Raw genomic sequence first — 16,378 nt, 5'->3', positions numbered from 1 at the left:
AATATGGCTTGTTGGTCAAGGGGTTAAGACGTCGCCCTCTCACGGCGAAAACAGGAGTTCGATTCTCCTACAAGCTGCTATGTGTCCTGCGAAAGCAGGACTTTTTCTTTTTTGTTCGGATTTTTCCTAGAAACAGATTCTTTTTTATAATAGTTTGCAACATTTCTTAAGGCAGCTGCATGATATAGGTGAAAGGAAATAAAACACAAGTAGAAAATTCAATGCATTGATCGTTACAAGGCGGAGGTGATAAGGGATGAAACACGAAGAAAGAGAGGTACGTCAAACCTATAATGACTACGGTGATGATTTGTATCGACTATGTTATTTTTACACTGGAAATGTACATGATGCAATGGATGCGGTGCAGAATACATTGGTACATTTAATGGAGTACACAGGAACATTTGAGTCGGAAAGTCATAAAAAGTCATGGTTACTTAAGGTTGGGGTTAATGAATGCAGGCAGCTTCATCGCCAATGGTGGAGACGTAAGGTGACAGCGGACGAATCGCTTATTGATATGGAAAGGGTAGGTGTGCGGACTAGCGATGTGTGGGAGAGTGTAATGTCATTGCCAACAAAATACCGCACAGCAATTTATCTATATTATTATGTCGGCTATTCAACGGAAGAGATTGCTAAAATTATGGAAAAACAGTCATCTACGGTGCGGTCACTCTTACTTAGAGCGAGAAAAAAATTGAAAGAAGAACTGGTGGAGCCGCAGGCAGATAGTAGTTCACGAATTTAACAAACAGAAAGGAAGGTGCAGCATGAAGCAGGATGATTATAGAAATATGTGCGATGAAATAAAGCTTTCGGAAGAACAGAAAGATAAAATATGGGTAGCTGCGAGAGCAAAAGTGCAGACAAAAAAAGAAAATAGGCAAAAGATGGGCAGATTTGCGAAAATTGCAATGGCAGCGGCAGCGATTATTGTATTTTTTATGGTGACAGCTATGCCAGGCATTATAAGAAATAAGAATACAAATCAGCCTGCAGCACAGGTGGAAAAGAGTACAGAGGAAGATAATTCACAGACCGTGCAAGTAAATCAAGAAATGAAATATTATTTGTTACTTGGAACGGATGGTCGCACAGATAAAAAAACAGGTACGCATGCAGATGCAATTGTTTTGGCAGGGATGGATGCGAGCAAAGGAAAAATTCAACTTATTTCAATTCCACGTCGCCTAGAGCTGGATGGAAAGGAAGCGAGTGAGTACGACTGGTGGTATCAGAGTACTAATGATCTTTGGAGTGCAATTGAACGAAATTTTGGAATTAAAATTGAGGGTCAAGTGACAGCATCATTTTCAATATTTGCACAGCTTGTTAATATGTATGGAGGTTTGGAATTAGAGGTTACAGAGGCAGATTTAGATCCAAAGTATTCTCAGTTAAATGGGTACCTGACAGAAGTAGTGGAATCGACAGGCATTGCAACAAAGGGGCAGATTACAGAACTCGGAGTTCAGCTTCTTGATGGTCCGCAGACTGTAGCATGGTGCAGAGTGCGTGATACAGAGAATGGTGTAAGAGGATCGCGTTTTCTTAAGGCATTGAAACAATTATATTCACGAATGGCTGAGCAAAACAATGATTATGAAAAGATAACGGTTGCCAGCATTATAATCTTATCCACGGTGAATGCAGATATCACATTATCGAATGAACCATTTGAGGTTGCAATGATAATGGAACAGGCATTTGCTTGTACTGAGTTTTCATATATTGATCTGGCACAGAGCGAGTATGTAGAAGTAACCAAAGAAGAGAACAATGAAGAACCTGTGTATACTCTTTCAGAAGAATTTTATGGCATTCCACATCTGAGTGTGTTAAACTAATCCTAGTACCGTGTGAAGCAATCGATTTCTTATTAAATATTGATTGTCTCATACGAAAAAAAGGAGGAACACACCAAAGATGAAACACATGCTTGAAAAAACATTTCCAGAAAAATTGACAGGGCAGCTGAAAAAGTGGATGGCAGCCACCGCCGCAGCAACCATGATGCTGCCGGGGACGATGGCTGTACCAGCTGCCGAAAACACACAGAGCAATCTGCCTCAGGAAGAATTGACAGTTCACTTTATTGATGTTGGTCAGGGACTCGCAATAATGGCAAAGGCTGGTGACGATGTACTTGTATATGATGGCGGAAACTCGGACGCAGCATCATACTTTGTTTCATATCTGAAGGATGAGGGTATTGAGGACATTGACTATATGATTGCGTCTCATTACGATGCAGATCATTTAAATGGTCTTGTCGGTGCACTTCATGCATTTGATACTGAGACAATCATTGCACCGGACTATAAACATAATTCCAAACTTTATACGTCATTCTACAATACATTGTCGTCTCAAAATAAGGAAGTGACATACCCAGAAGTGGGTCAAGAGTACGAGTTTGGCGAGGGCAGCTTTACTGTACTTGGACCGACACAAATTAGGGATGATTCAAACAACAATTCTGTTGTGGTTCGTCTTGATTATGGCGATACGTCATTCTTATTTACTGGTGACGCTGAGTCAAAGGAAGAAAAGGATATCATAGCAGCAAATGAAGATCTTTACTGTGATGTACTGTCAGTAGGACATCATGGTTCTGCAAGCTCCACAAGCTGGGATTTTCTGGAAGCTGTTCTTCCGGAATATGCAGTTATTTCATGTGGTGTGAATAATTCCTATGGTCATCCAGACCCAGATACAATAGAAAAATTGGAATCAATTGAGGCACAGATTTTTAGAACAGATCTGCAGGGTAATATTATTGCGATATCAGACGGTGAGACGATCACATGGAATAATCTACCAAGCAACGGGGAAGTATTGTATGCTGCTGATTTTGTATCTGTAAAAGAAGAACCGAATGACACGAGCAGTACTGTTGGCGAGCTTGGACCGGGCAATCAGATACAGGTATTAAACCGCAATGACAATGGCTGGGCAACTATTGTATTTAATGGTGCCACTACATATATTCCGTCTTCTTACCTGAGTGACATTGATCCACAGACGATGACACAAGCTGCTCCAACCCAGCCGGTAGGAAACATGGTATGGCTGTCTGCGACTGGATCTAAATACCACAGCAGGAATAATTGCGGAAATATGAATCCGGCAAATGCGCGCCAGGTAACAGAATCAGATGCAGTAAGTCAGGGGTATGAGAAATGCAAAAAGTGTTGGTGAAAATAACAATAAAGAAAGAACCAGTTTTGTCAATTGCAGTGATTTTGGCAGTCATCTCAATGTTTGTTGTACATCCAGATGATACGTATGTATCATATATTGATTTTCGCACACTTGCTATTTTATTTTGTCTGATGGTGATTGTTGCCGGAATAAGAGAGATAGGTGTATTTGACTATATCGCACAAAGTCTGTTAAACAGAGTAAAAAGTATTTCTGGTATTGTCATGATTCTCGTACTTCTTTGCTTTTTCTTATCAATGGTGATTACAAATGATGTGGCATTGATTACATTTGTTCCATTTGCCATTCTAATTTTAAAGAGATTTCCTAAAGAGGTGCGATGCCATTGGCTGATTCCCTGTGTAGTTATGCAGACAGCAGCAGCCAATTTGGGAAGCATGATGACACCTATTGGAAATCCTCAGAACTTATATCTTTATGGAAAAGCAAATTTGCAGGCATCATCATTTTTTTTGCTGATGCTTCCGTATACAGCATTGTCGCTGTTAATTCTGATTATATGGATTGCAATCCATACAAAAAGAAAGACAGATAATGAAACTAATTGCATGGATGGTTCAACACATAAAGCTGTGTATGCAAAGACACAAAGCAGAAAAATTTCAGATAAGCTTCGTCTGACTATATATCTGATATTATTTTTCTTAAGTCTTCTTGCAGTAGGCCGCTTAATTTCTATTTGGATAGTATTTGCCTGTGTGATTGCCTGGGCAGCAGCATTCGACAGTAAATTATTTAGAAATGCAGATTATGCGTTGCTTGGAACATTTACAGCACTATTTGTTTTTATTGGAAATCTTGGAAGAATCCCTCAGTTTTGCAGTATTCTTCAGAATTTGATTCAAACAAGGGAGGTCATAATAGCGGTTGCAGCAAGTCAGGTAATGAGCAATGTTCCAGCAGCAATTTTGTTGTCGGGCTTTACAAATAATTATCGGGCATTGATTATTGGAACTAATCTAGGCGGTCTTGGAACTATGATTGCTTCTATGGCTAGTTTAATCAGCTTTAAATATATTTCACGTGAAGATGCATCATTACGAGGCAAATATTTTATTTGGTTTACGGCAGCAAATGTGATTTTATTAGTCATTCTTTTAGCCGCAGCCAAAATATTGGGACAATTATAGAAAAATATTAAAAAAATGAAGACCGGTCAATGTAACTGTTGACCGGTTTTCATTTTTTGTTATTTTGTTTTAATTGATGCTTCTAACTGATTGATATGATGTTTTAACAGGTAAAGCGTATCTTCCCTTGAGTAGACAAGATTGCTCTCTGGAAGTGAATGAAAGAAATCAAGGAACAGACTGCGAATGGACTCTTCTGAGATATGAATATTGCAGCAGTAAGAACCAAAGACAAATTTTAATGTCGTATAAATGTGCAAACCAGTCTGAGGGTTGATGTAGATCGAAAGATAATCTGGTAAATGCAGCTGTGTTGGACGAGCAATCAGTCCAAGTACAGTGCCAGTCTCAATCTCCTGATACAGCTTTTTTAAGAAATCACAGACATCTGACTGGTCAAGATATGGAATCAGTTCCTTTGGCGAGTCATCACAAGTACGGCTTTCAATCAGATTCTGCAAACCTTCCTCTGTAAAAATGGTGTAGTAGTTGCTTTCAACCTGACGCAGGAAGGAATAGTGCTGGTCGATTAGTGACAAGTATGGCTCAAGTGGAAGCTGTGAGCGATTCAGGTATTTCTTGACTATGTTGTGCTCAATATAGCGACCGATACATGGCTGCGGCATAATTATATGCAAAGAATCAGGTGCGGCAACAGAAATATATTCATTTAGCACTTCTGCCATGTCTGAACTGCACTGGGTTAACGGTTCGCACTGGAGCAGCAGATTTTTGAAGAAGTTACGGTAATACGAAATAAGGTCTTCTGATTCTAGGATTTGTGCAGTGGATAAATCCTCTGAAAATAGAATCAGATAATGCGGAGAAATAATGTAGTATCCCATTGGAGAGAGCGATGCTGCTTTTGGAGTCTCATGAAAATAGTAAGGCTTATAGTGACCACGAGAGGCAAGACACAGTGGGATAACAGCATGCAAAAGTTCAAGATTTTTTGCAGCAGCGTTTGGACTTGTTTCAAAGCAAAGCAATTCATTTACTGTAAAACTGCGGTTGTCAAGCCAAAATTCCATAAAGTCGATAGTTAACTTTAAGCTTGGTGGAAGAAAAAGGTTAAACTCAGCATTTTCAGTATGAGAAATCTCATAGATCAAGACTGAGCGGATAGCGCTTCGGACGGCAAATTCACCCTTGATCAGACGTTCTGAGATACTTAGAGAAGAAACCTCTGGCGGCGGAGCCATGGAAAAATCAACAGATGCCAAATTGTTTAACAAACGGCAGACGGCCTGACGGTTGTTGTACGTTTCCTCGCCTTGAAGAAGGATATCATATAGCTGAAAAAAATCTTTTCGTTCATCAACGGAAAGATTAAAATGACGTGCGAGTGCTTGAACTGTTTTATAGGAAAGTATTCGCTCGTCAGCAAGTGCCTTGTGAATTGAAGTGCGTTCTGCTCCAATCGTACGGGCAAGTGAAGAGATGCTTTCTCCACTGTCGGCAATTAATCTTTTTAAATAGGTACTGAATTTCGACACAAAGAAGTCCACCTTTAAAACTTTATATAGTTAAAGTATATTGTACCATATAATCAAACAGTTTGACATAACAAATTTTGCTGTTTGAGAACAAATTTTGACGATTGTGTGACAAAGTTTGAAGTACACACGGGCACACTTTTTGGCACAGCTTGTTTTTATATATGATTCTTTGTATACTAAAGAAGAATATAATAAAAGCATAGAACTAGTTGTAGGATAAAGCTATTATAAAAAGAAGAGGGGAAGGTGACTTTATATGAGCGATTGTACCATAGCAGCACAAGTGCTTGAAAAAAGAGAGGAACCTGCCGAGTATCTGGTAGATCGTATGATACGTATTTGCCGAGATCAGCTGATGCTGCCAATACGACAGACGATGGAGCGCATTGACTGCCATGAAATATGCTTTATGGAAAGCAGAGGGCATAATGTGTACATATATACGAAAAATCGGGAGATTCGCATTTATCAGAAGCTGACTGATCTTGTTGATTTGCTTCCTGATTATTTTCATCAGTGTCACAAAAGCTATATCGTAAATTTAGAATATGTGGTACGCCTTGAAAGGACGTTGCTTTATATGGCTGATGGAAGAATGGTACCAGTCAGCCGTACACATCAGGCAGAGACAAAAGAGATTTATGAAAATTATGTCAATGCCTGAGTATTGTGGCTGTGCAATAATAATTAGTTTTTTTCTTTTATCAGTTCGGCAATTTCCTTATATCGTGATGTAATTGCCTTATAATTTTCTCGTTTGTGCGGAAAAGTACAATTTGAGCAGTCTTTATTTCCATTTGGAAGGTAGCGAAACTGCCCACCGCATTTTTTGCCAAGTGCGTATAGTGGGCAGTAGCAAAAAAGGCAGTTGAAATTGTCTGGGTCCGCATTTTTATGGCATGGAAAGTATTCACATTCTCGATTGCAGAAAAATTGATAATGAGTCGTTTTAGGTCGTTCCATAGAGGATCCTTTCTACTATTTTAATAAGTCATCTATTTCAACAAAACAAGCTTCTGTGCGGTTCTCGCTAACTGGGTGGTTAAAGTAAATTCTTTTTCCATCGCGTGAGAAGGTTGGATTTGGATGAATCTGAAGCTTCCAAGTACAGTTTTGGAAGTTTTGCCCACCAAATGTAGCAATAGGAGTGGTCTCGCCGCGGCGATACAGGAAAATGTCTGCTGGGTAGCCAGGATAAGCGCGGTCTCCGACAAAGTAGCTGCGGTCTGGAGAACCATCAATATGATTTCCAATTCCACCAAGCGTTTCTATGCATTCTCCGTTTGGTGTAAAACGCTGGATACGGCTCGTTTCCATCTCAATCTTTGAACCGTCATAGTACTGACGAGTTGCCATGTATGTATCATCGTCAAACCAAAGCTGATGAACTGGTTTGTCTGGAATGACATGTGTCTTACCAGTCTCAAGGTCAATGCAGCCAAGGGCACCAAATACAGGGCAGTTGGCAACGCTTAAACGCATCATCACCTTTGTCGCAGATGGATTTAACTGTACGTGGCTCATTGAAGTTGTGTGATCATTTGGTGTACAGCCACTTTTTACAACCATGTCATAAACAGTCTTTTTATCGGCAACGCGGCGAATCTTTCCAGTTGTTAAATCAAGCAGATAAATACCGCATGTATTAAGTTCTGGGTAATCGGGGTTCTTGTCCAGAAATTCCTCTGAGATGGAGAATGGATACTGCCCATTTTCAGCACAGTGGCTTTCTTTACCGAAGATTGGTCCATAAACAACTTCTCCTGTATGAATATTCAGGACACGAAATGCGCTAAATCCATTTATTATATCACGAAAAACAATGTGATCATTATCTGTAAAAGTGGCAGATGGACCATTGTGGTTGCCGCAGCTTACTGTAAAGACACAGCGTGCGTTTGCCAGCGTATTTCGGTCGCAGATCCAGATCTCGGTGATCTGCTTTTCTTTGTCCTCCAAATCAGGCTTTTTTGCGTAGACAAGAAGGGTTCCATCTGGACTTTCTGGCTGACCGCCATTCATGCCCCAGAGAGAAGAGCCTTCATATTCACATACTTTTTCCATGAAAATGTACCTACCTTCACTATTTTTTTATTTGATTGTACTCCTATTTTTGTTTTGCATCAAGCCAATCGTGGGAAATGCTTGAAGAATTTTTCGAGTCATGGTAAGATGAAGTGGGAATAAAAATAAGAGCGAAAAAAAGAAAGAAGGATCTGACATGGAAACCAAAAATATAAATGTATGTGAAACTTTCCCAGACGGCACTCCAATAGATGGATGGTTTTATGATACAAATGTACCTTCATTGGAGAAAATTGGAAAACAGTATGTTCTGACTGCATATGGTATCCTTGATGATGGAAAGCTTTACACAAAGGAAATTCAGGCATTGATTGATCTGGCAGCGAAAGAGGGCGGCGGTGTTATTGTTGTTCCATCAGGAACATATTTGACAGGTGCACTCTTTTTTAAGCAGGGCGTTCATTTATACGTAGCACAGGGCGGTATGTTAAAGGGAAGCGATGACTGTTCTGATTATCCGATTTGCGAGACTAGAATTGAGGGAGAGAGCTGTCTGTATTTTTCAGCTCTAATCAATGCAGATGGATTAGATGGATTTGTAATGTGTGGACCGGGAACTATTGATGGAAATGGAATGCGCTCTTGGAAAGCATTCTGGCTTCGCCGCAGCTGGAATCCAAAGTGCACGAATAAGGACGAACAGCGTCCGCGCCTTGTGTATTTGTCAAATTGTAAAAATGTGCTTATTGCAGATTTGAATTTGCAAAATTCACATTTTTGGACAACACATCTTTATCACTGTGATCATGTCAAATATCTCAACTGTCGTATTTTTTCACCGGCATCACCTGTTAAGGCGCCAAGCACAGATGCAATTGACATTGATGTGTGCAGCGATATTTTGGTGAAGAATTGCTATTTGGAGGTAAATGACGATTCTGTTGTATTAAAGGGAGGAAAGGGTCCGTGGGCAGATACTGCGCCTGAGAATGGTGCTAATGAGCGTATTCTTGTTGAGGATTGTGTGTATGGTTTCTGCCATGGCTGTCTGACATGTGGATCAGAGTCAGTACACAACAAAAATATTTTGCTGCGCCGCATTAAGGTAGGAAGCGGAAGTAATCTTTTATGGTTAAAGATGCGCCCAGATACACCGCAGCATTATGAGTATATTACGCTTGAGAATATTGAGGGCAACATTACAAATTTTATCAATATTAATCCATGGACACAGTTTTACGATCTGAAGGATCGTAAAGATATTCCGCTGTCTTATGCAGATCATGTGACAATGAAAAATTGCAAGTGTAAGTGTGAAACATACTTTAATGTAGAGCCAAATAAGGCACAATATGAGTTGTCTGATTTTACATTTGAAAATCTGGATATTCAGGCAAAAAATGATGGCTTCAAGGCAGATGCAGTGGAAAATATGAAGATCATCAATGTAAATGTAGTGATAGAGGCTTAAAAACAAATAGCAAAAGACCAAGAAAGGCAGAAAATTATGGTAACAGAAAAGGAAATTGCCAGAATCAATGAGTTGGCAAAAAAGCAAAAAGAAGGAACATTGACAGCAGAAGAGAAGGAAGAACAGCAAGCTCTGCGCCAGAAATATCTTCGTTCAATCCGCGAAAATATGAGAAGTTCTCTTGATCAGATGAAGATTCAAAATCCGGATGGAACAATCACTAACGTAAAAGACCGCCGTAAGGATTGGCTGAATAAGATTAAAGAATGATACTACGATATTACATCAAAAGAAAAGAATTTTTTCTTTTTTTAAGTAATGGAATATGATATACTGACAGTTAAAGAGATGGCTTTGCTGTCAGTATTTACTTTATAGAAGGGAATGGTAAAAAGTATGAATTACAGAAAATTTGGAAATACAGGTGAGAAGATTTCTGCACTTGGTTTTGGATGTATGCGTTTTCCAGAATATGAAAAGGATGGAAAGATGTATGTGGATCAGGACAAGGTAGATGAGATGGTGGCAGAGGCATATCGTCAGGGAGTTAACTATTTTGATACTGCACCAAAATATTGCAATTGTAATAGTGAGGAAGCTGTCGGAAGAGCAGTTAAGGGCTTCCGTGATAAGGTATTGTTATCAACGAAAATTCCGTTAGATGTCTGTAAGAAGCCTGGTGATTATCGCCGTGCACTGGAGCATAGTCTTGATAAGCTGGGAACAGATCATTTGGATTTTTATCATTTCTGGGGAATTAATCGTAAAGAATTTGATCAGACAATCATGGCACAGGATTTGCTTGCTGATGCTGCAAAAGCAAAAGAAGAGGGACTGATTCGTCATATTTCTTTCTCCTTCCATGATGAACCGCTTGCAATTAAGTATATTATTGATGAGTCAAAAAAACGCGGTATTCCGATGGAGAGTATGCTTGTTCAGTACAATTTGCTTGACAGAACAAATGAGGAAATGCTTCATTATGCAGCATCTAATGGAGTTGGAACAGTTGCAATGGGTCCTGTAGGCGGCGGACGACTGGCAGCACCGACAGAGCTTTATGCAAAGCTTACTGGAAAGAAATCAATTGCAACATATGAACTTGCATTTAAGTTTGTTCTGGGCAATCCAGACTTAAATTGCGCATTATCTGGTATGCAGACACTTGATATGGTAAAGCAAAATGCAAAACTTGCATCTGACAGCACAGGATTTTCCAAAGAAGAGTGGCAGCAGCTTGGAGAGGCAATGGAGCAGTTAAAGAAGTTTAGTGAGCTTTACTGCACAGGCTGCAAATATTGTCAGCCATGTCCGGCAGGAATTGAGATTCCAAAGATCTTTAACATGTTTACATACTACAATGTATACGGCCTTAAGGATCATGCAAAGAAGATGTACGATAATTATGTAAAGGATGGCGGAAAGCTGATTGAAGACTGCAAGAACTGTGGTTTCTGTGAGCGTCATTGTCCGCAGCATTTGCAGATTCGCAAAGAGCTCGAGCGTGTTGAAAAGCTATTTAGATAAGAAATAATAAAAAGATCAGGCGGCATAACTGCTAACTGATCTTTTTTGATAAAATATTAATTATGGAGTTTCATTTGAGTCATTTGACGATTCAGATGAGGTTGGCTGTGAAGATGTATCTGCCTGCTGCACGGAATCATCACTGACAGATTTTTCTTTTTTCTTTATCTTTGGAAATTTAGCATTTACAAATACGCAAATTAAAAGAAGCATCACAATATCAATAATTGCTTCTGCAATTAGCACAACACCAGAAAAAATCCATGTGACAGTAACAGTTGAAAATGGGTTTCCGATGATAATAAGAGAAAACAGAATGGACAGTCCGGCACTTACTGCGGCAAGCCACCAACGCTTTTCTTTTTGGCGAAGAAGATCAATACTCCACTGAACCTTATAAAATCCAGAAATAAGAAGAAGAATTCCATACAGGAAAGAAAGAAGCTTGAAGGTTTCTAAAAACCAGTGGGAGAAGCATATACAAAAAAGACCAACGGAAATACTTATAAGTCCCTTCATCAAATAAAAACGCGAGATTGCCTCTGCAAGCGGTTTTTTCCAGTAAAACACGATCTGTACAACACCAAAGGCGAGGCAGGCTGCTCCGAAGGCGATAATGATTCCGTTTGAAAAGCCTGTAGGGTCAATGAGAAGCAGGATTCCGATAATCAGTTCACAAAGGCTTATCAAAAGATTAACGGAATTTTGTTTTAAAAATTTCATGATAACCTCTTTTCTCTGTACCATTCGTGTAGCAGGCCGGCACAGCAGCCTGATTTTATTATGAAACTTAGATAGAACTAGTTTGATTATAGTAGATAAAGCTAGAAAAAACAACCATTTTTCATAAAATGGGTTGCTTTTTTAAAACGCGGAGAGTATAATTTATAATTGATGTAAATAAAGGTTGCACGTGCATTGCCATTTTGTTTTAACAGAATGGCTTTGTACATTATATATGAATTGATCAAGATGGGAGGATTATACATATGGCAGCAAAAACAAAGAAGGAAACTGCAGCAGTTGCAGAGACAAAAGAAACAGCAAAGAAGGCTACAGTAAAGAAGACAAGAGAAGTATATCTTCAGTGGTATGGTAAAGAAGTTCAGTTAAGCAGCATCACTGCACGCATTGAGGAAATGTGGAAGAAAGAGATGAAGAGAAAGATTTCCGAGTTGGTTGACTTAAAGGTATATGTAAAGCCAGAAGAAGGAAAGGCACATTATGTAATTAACGGTGAGATCACCGGAAGCATTGAGCTGTAATTGAGAAGAAGACAGTCCTTGTGTGAAAACATAGGGGCTGTTTTATTTTTTTTATACCGCGTTAAATAGTTAACAATTTTAAAAAAACTTCTACAAAAATCCAGTAATGTGTGCTATACTATAAAAAGAGTAAAAAAAGAATCTGTAGAGTGAGGTGAGTGCATGATCAAAGAGGAAAAGATCCGCATGATGACACAAGTGGCAATGATTCAAAAAAGGGAAGAACGCCGCGCTATTGAAATATGTGGATACCGAAAAAAAGATTATGTATCCATTCAGATGATTAAAATATGGATTTGCTATACAATGGCCTATTTGTTGCTTACACTTATAGGCGTTATTTGTATGGGCAATGGTACACAGGCAGTTTCTTTTTCAAGGCAGGTGCTGATTAGAATCGGCTGTATATGGGTTGTTGGATATCTTGGCTTTTTAACAGCAGTACTTGCAATGGCTCATCAGTGTTATAGCAGACGCTATCGCACAGCAGCTGTTTTAGTTCGTCAATATAGACAGCATTTGATGGCACTTGAGGATTACTATACGGAAAGGAGCCAGATCAATGACAGCTCTGCTGGAACTACGGCAAAAGATAAGTGAGGTTTATGGCCGCTATGAAGCATATGTGCGCATCTGCACAAAATGTTTGCTGGCATTTCTTGTATTTTATATGATTCACAGTCAGCTATCAGGCAGTATGAATCCTAGAAGCTGGGCAGAAATCGTGGTTGCTACTCTTATTGCAGTGATGATTCCTATTGACGCCTGCTCAATTTTGGTAGCAATATTTGTAATAGTCCATATGCTTATGATTTCAGTGGAAGCAGGTGTGATAGCAGCAGCATTCTTTTTATTTTTGTTATTGACATATTTTATATTTAAACCAAGACAGTCAATACTGATCACAGTTATGTGTCTTGTTGGAATGCTGAATCTGACAGGTGCCGCAGCAATTCCGATTGGTCTTTTATGTGGACCAATTGCAGTGATTCCGGCAGCGGCAGGTACATTTGTATATGGCATGATTTTGACGCTTCGCCAAAATAGTTCAGTACTTGAGGCATCAGCTCAAAGATTGACATCAATGGAAAAGGCGGCATATTTTATAAAGGCAATTGGAAGCAATGAACGTATTTTGCTATTAATGGCAGCACTTGTAGTCACAATTGTTGTTGTTTACATGATTCGAAAGCTTCCATATTCATACGCATGGGCAATTGCAATCGCAGCAGGAACAGCATGTTATGTTCTGACTGTCCTAGTAGGCAATGTAGCATTTGGTGTAACTGTTCATTTGCTGTATCTAAGTATTTCTATTATACTTGGTGTTCTTATTTCGAGTGTTCTTCATGTGTTTCTCTTTTTGTTAGATGGAACGCATACAGAATTTCTTGAATATGAGGATGAAAATTATGTGTATTATGTTAGAGCAATACCCAAATATTCTGTTGCGAGAACAGATAAAAAAGTAACTACGATAACAAAAGCAGGAGATGGCGAAACGTCCGAGGAGGATTCCTTTTTGGATGATGACCAGTCTCTGGATGATTATTTCCGCACGTAAGCAGGAGAAAGGATAGAAGGATGGAAGCCATCAGAGGATTTTATGAAAATTATATACGCTGGTCAGCGGCTTCCATGACATTAAGCGATGTCCTGGAGATTGCTATATTCACCTATTTTATTTATCATATTATTTTATGGATTAAGCAGAGCAAGGCGTGGATTCTGTTAAAGGGTGCGGCAGCTATTTTTGCGATGTATATACTGGCAGTTATTTTACAGCTGAATAATATTGTAATGGTTTTTAATAGAATCGCACCGTATGTAGCGACAGCATTGCTTGTTATTTTTCAGCCGGAGATTCGCCGTGCATTAGAGCAGCTTGGAACAAATCATTTATTTGAACTTTTTTCGCTTTCTAGCACAAAAGATAAAGTTGCAGAAAATGCAGATGATACTATTGATGCGATTGTTCGTGCATCCTTTAGCATGGGGCGTGCAAAGACAGGAGCATTGATTGTCATTGAGCAGAAATTTGTGCTGAACGAATATATTGCGACTGGTATTTTATTAGATGCCATTGTAAGTGCACCGCTTCTGGTGCAGATCTTTGAGCACAACCTTCCGCTTCATGATGGAGCTGTTGTGATTCGCGGAAACAGAATCACGGCTGCTACATGTTATCTGCCTTTATCGGAAAATAAAACGATAAGTAAGGAACTTGGAACAAGACATCGCGCAGGTCTTGGCATCAGTGAAGTGACGGATGCTTTGACAGTTATTGTGTCAGAGGAGACAGGACAGGTATCACTGACAAAGGACGGACAGCTGTATCGAAATGTTAACAGTGACAAGCTCAGAGAATTGCTTGGCGGAACAAAAAGCAGTGAAAAGACGCAGACTGTGTGGGATAGGCTGAGGAAAGGAAGGAAGAGACATGAAAAATAAAGGTCAAAATCAAAAACTTTTTCTCAAAAATTTTCCACTTAAGCTTTTGGGGTTTGTACTGGCAGTCCTTTTGTGGCTAGTGTTAAACAATACACAGGATCCAGTTATAACAAGCAGTGTAAGTGTTCCGATCACATATGAAGAAGGCGGTTTGGCTGAGAAAAATATGGTGGCAATTTCAAAACCAAATGCTATCACAATTCCAGTTAAGCTTCATAGAAGCCGTTTAAGATATCTTTCTGCCGATGATTTTACAGTAAAAGCGGATCTTACAGAAGTGATTGGTGATGTTAAGGAAGCACCGGAAGCCAGCAAGATCAGCATTGAAATTACAAAGGCATCATCTGCCACATATATTCAAAGCTGGGAATATCCACAGTCACAAGGGTATGTAAAGGTTGTGCTTGATACATTAAAATCGGCCACATACCTTGTGCAGTTTAATACTACAAAAGAGCTTCCAGAAGGATATCAGGTTGGAACACTTTCAAGCGATCCGTCTCGTGTAACTGTAAGCGGTCCGACAAGTGCATTTTCGAATCTGGCGGCGGTCAAGGCAAATGTAGATCTAAGCGCGATTACAGACGGAGGAAGCGTGACAGCACCGCTTGCACTATATGATGGAAATAATCGCACCTTATCAGGAAGCGGCCTAACAATCAGTCAGAGTACAGTAGAGGTTACGGTAAGCTTAAATCAGGCGAAAGAAATAAGTATAAGCATAGCAGGAAGCAGTGGAACACCAGCAGATGGATATGTGGTGAGCAAGGTAGACTACTCACCGAAGCTTTTGACAATATCTGGTTCTAAAAATGCACTAGCTAACATTTCAACAGTAAGTATTCCAAGCAGGGAGCTTGATATTACCGGGGCAAGCAGCAATAAGACTTTTGATATTGCGATTGAACAGTATCTTCCTGAGGGAATTACACTTTCTGAAGGGCAAAGTGGTACAATTTCTGTAACAATCGAGTTAGAACAGCTCCAGACGGAAAGCTTTCAGATTGATGCAAGTCAGTTTCAATTAGTAAATACAAAGCCAGAGTATGAATACGAACTGATTGACCCTGTATTGACATTGACGCTTCAGGCACTGCAGGCCGATCTTGATAGTTTTAATCCAGAGACGCTTCAGGGTACGATTGATGTCGGAGGTCTTGAAGCAGGAGAATATATAAATGTTCCTGTTACTCTTACGCTGGACAGTGCATATACAATGACGCGGGATCTGATTGTATCAGTTCGCATTATTGATAAAACTGCCCAGACAGAAGAAGTGCAGGAGACAGAGAGTACAACTGTAACGCAGAGTACTTCAGTGACGAATACGCAGGAAACATCAGAAGCTTCATCACAGACAGCAACTGAGACAACGCAGGAAAGTACTTCACAAGAAACTGCTGCACAATAAAACAAGCATGTAGAAACGGACAGACAAAAGTTTGTCTTGTTATAGAGGTAAGAAAGGAAGAGGAATCAGTATGGTAAGCCAGAAGATAACAGTAAAAAACATGACAGGGTTTCATTTGAGACCGGCAGGGATCTTATGTAAGATCGCAATGAACTACAAATCAAAGGTTCAGTTCCAATTTAACAGCGTAACCGCGAATGCAAAGAGCGTATTAAGCGTGCTCGGTGCTGGTGTAAAAAACGGTGATGAAATTGAAGTTGTCTGTGACGGAGTTGATGAAGAAGAAGCGTTAAAGGCCGTAATAGCGGGGATTGAAAATGGTCTTGGCGAATAATATAGGGGGCAGAGGCAGACAGTTGCTTCTGCCT

18 protein-coding genes and 1 tRNA gene are annotated in these 16,378 nt (G+C 39.7%); 15 read left to right on the top strand and 4 right to left on the bottom strand.

Translation table 11 applies throughout. The features are described from left to right. Nucleotides 1-5 precede the first annotated feature (5 nt). From LKD48_RS07350 to LKD48_RS07330, 5 genes are all read left to right on the top strand, one after another. Nucleotides 6-77, top strand: a tRNA-Glu gene (locus LKD48_RS07350). Between the two features lie 179 nt (nucleotides 78-256). Then, on the top strand, nucleotides 257-754 hold the full coding sequence (locus LKD48_RS07345) for an RNA polymerase sigma factor (RefSeq protein WP_308731609.1): 498 nt from the start codon (nucleotides 257-259) through the stop codon (nucleotides 752-754). A gap of 22 nt (nucleotides 755-776) precedes the next feature. Further along, entirely contained in the window at nucleotides 777-1,853 is a 1,077-nt protein-coding gene (locus LKD48_RS07340) for an LCP family protein (RefSeq protein WP_118612054.1), read from the top strand. Nucleotides 1,854-1,932: 79 nt separating this feature from the next. Next, complete coding sequence (locus LKD48_RS07335; protein WP_308731608.1) at nucleotides 1,933-3,207, top strand: MBL fold metallo-hydrolase; 1,275 nt, start codon at nucleotides 1,933-1,935, stop codon at nucleotides 3,205-3,207. Continuing rightward, nucleotides 3,189-4,361 carry an SLC13 family permease gene (locus tag LKD48_RS07330; RefSeq protein WP_308731607.1) on the top strand — a complete coding sequence of 391 codons (1,173 nt, stop codon included), beginning with the start codon at nucleotides 3,189-3,191 and terminating at the stop codon, nucleotides 4,359-4,361. Before LKD48_RS07335 ends, LKD48_RS07330 begins: the two co-directional genes overlap by 19 nt. A 59-nt stretch (nucleotides 4,362-4,420) precedes the next feature. On the opposite strand, the gene LKD48_RS07325 is transcribed toward LKD48_RS07330, so the two are convergent. Then, nucleotides 4,421-5,857: a helix-turn-helix transcriptional regulator gene (locus LKD48_RS07325; RefSeq protein WP_308731606.1), complete on the bottom strand. Its 1,437-nt coding sequence runs from the start codon at nucleotides 5,855-5,857 to the stop codon at nucleotides 4,421-4,423. Between the two features lie 259 nt (nucleotides 5,858-6,116). Between LKD48_RS07325 and LKD48_RS07320 the strand changes: the two genes are divergently transcribed. Then, on the top strand, nucleotides 6,117-6,524 hold the full coding sequence (locus LKD48_RS07320; RefSeq protein ID WP_118612057.1) for a LytR/AlgR family response regulator transcription factor: 408 nt from the start codon (nucleotides 6,117-6,119) through the stop codon (nucleotides 6,522-6,524). 23 nt (nucleotides 6,525-6,547) lie between these two features. Here LKD48_RS07320 and LKD48_RS16515 read toward each other — a convergent pair whose 3' ends face one another. Together LKD48_RS16515 and LKD48_RS07310 are read right to left on the bottom strand one after the other, a co-directional pair. Next, on the bottom strand, nucleotides 6,548-6,823 hold the full coding sequence (locus LKD48_RS16515) for a cysteine-rich small domain-containing protein (RefSeq protein ID WP_066562435.1): 276 nt from the start codon (nucleotides 6,821-6,823) through the stop codon (nucleotides 6,548-6,550). A gap of 15 nt (nucleotides 6,824-6,838) precedes the next feature. Further along, nucleotides 6,839-7,924 (bottom strand): TolB-like translocation protein, encoded by a 1,086-nt coding sequence (locus LKD48_RS07310; RefSeq protein WP_308731605.1) that lies wholly within the window; start codon nucleotides 7,922-7,924, stop codon nucleotides 6,839-6,841. Nucleotides 7,925-8,081: 157 nt separating this feature from the next. On the opposite strand from LKD48_RS07310, the gene LKD48_RS07305 reads away from it, so the two are divergent. The 3 genes from LKD48_RS07305 (at nucleotide 8,082) to LKD48_RS07295 (ending at nucleotide 10,883) form a co-directional block, all read left to right on the top strand. Further along, entirely contained in the window at nucleotides 8,082-9,356 is a 1,275-nt protein-coding gene (locus tag LKD48_RS07305) for a rhamnogalacturonidase (protein ID WP_308731604.1), read from the top strand. 36 nt (nucleotides 9,357-9,392) lie between these two features. After that, nucleotides 9,393-9,626, top strand: a complete 234-nt coding sequence (locus LKD48_RS07300) for a DUF896 domain-containing protein (protein ID WP_118612061.1) — start codon at nucleotides 9,393-9,395, stop codon at nucleotides 9,624-9,626. A 126-nt stretch (nucleotides 9,627-9,752) separates the two neighbouring features. Then, the gene (locus tag LKD48_RS07295) at nucleotides 9,753-10,883 is read left to right on the top strand and encodes an aldo/keto reductase (protein WP_066562633.1); all 1,131 of its coding nucleotides are present in this window, start codon (nucleotides 9,753-9,755) and stop codon (nucleotides 10,881-10,883) included. 60 nt (nucleotides 10,884-10,943) lie between these two features. Here LKD48_RS07295 and LKD48_RS07290 read toward each other — a convergent pair whose 3' ends face one another. Next, nucleotides 10,944-11,606, bottom strand: a complete 663-nt coding sequence (locus tag LKD48_RS07290; RefSeq protein WP_308731603.1) for an HdeD family acid-resistance protein — start codon at nucleotides 11,604-11,606, stop codon at nucleotides 10,944-10,946. A gap of 266 nt (nucleotides 11,607-11,872) precedes the next feature. On the opposite strand from LKD48_RS07290, the gene LKD48_RS07285 reads away from it, so the two are divergent. The 6 genes from LKD48_RS07285 to LKD48_RS07260 all read left to right on the top strand — a co-directional run bounded on the left by LKD48_RS07285 (nucleotide 11,873) and on the right by LKD48_RS07260 (nucleotide 16,344). Beyond that, complete coding sequence (locus LKD48_RS07285; RefSeq protein ID WP_118612063.1) at nucleotides 11,873-12,148, top strand: DUF6465 family protein; 276 nt, start codon at nucleotides 11,873-11,875, stop codon at nucleotides 12,146-12,148. A gap of 162 nt (nucleotides 12,149-12,310) precedes the next feature. Beyond that, a complete protein-coding gene (locus LKD48_RS07280; RefSeq protein ID WP_118612064.1) occupies nucleotides 12,311-12,748 on the top strand; it encodes a hypothetical protein in 438 nt (145 codons plus the stop codon). Continuing rightward, a complete protein-coding gene (locus LKD48_RS07275) occupies nucleotides 12,711-13,712 on the top strand; it encodes a hypothetical protein (RefSeq protein WP_118612065.1) in 1,002 nt (333 codons plus the stop codon). Before LKD48_RS07280 ends, LKD48_RS07275 begins: the two co-directional genes overlap by 38 nt. A 20-nt stretch (nucleotides 13,713-13,732) precedes the next feature. Next, nucleotides 13,733-14,599, top strand: a complete 867-nt coding sequence (cdaA, locus tag LKD48_RS07270) for a diadenylate cyclase CdaA (RefSeq protein WP_227100011.1) — start codon at nucleotides 13,733-13,735, stop codon at nucleotides 14,597-14,599. Next, nucleotides 14,589-16,010 carry a CdaR family protein gene (locus LKD48_RS07265; protein WP_308731602.1) on the top strand — a complete coding sequence of 474 codons (1,422 nt, stop codon included), beginning with the start codon at nucleotides 14,589-14,591 and terminating at the stop codon, nucleotides 16,008-16,010. Before cdaA ends, LKD48_RS07265 begins: the two co-directional genes overlap by 11 nt. A 70-nt stretch (nucleotides 16,011-16,080) precedes the next feature. After that, complete coding sequence (locus LKD48_RS07260) at nucleotides 16,081-16,344, top strand: HPr family phosphocarrier protein (protein WP_066562415.1); 264 nt, start codon at nucleotides 16,081-16,083, stop codon at nucleotides 16,342-16,344. Nucleotides 16,345-16,378 lie beyond the last annotated feature (34 nt).

Origin of the sequence: Anthropogastromicrobium aceti (assembly GCF_020687335.1) — a bacterium.
Lineage (GTDB): Bacteria > Bacillota > Clostridia > Lachnospirales > Lachnospiraceae > Anthropogastromicrobium > Anthropogastromicrobium aceti.
Note: the sequence above shows the minus strand (reverse complement) of the source record. Positions and strands in the feature narration are given on the sequence as shown.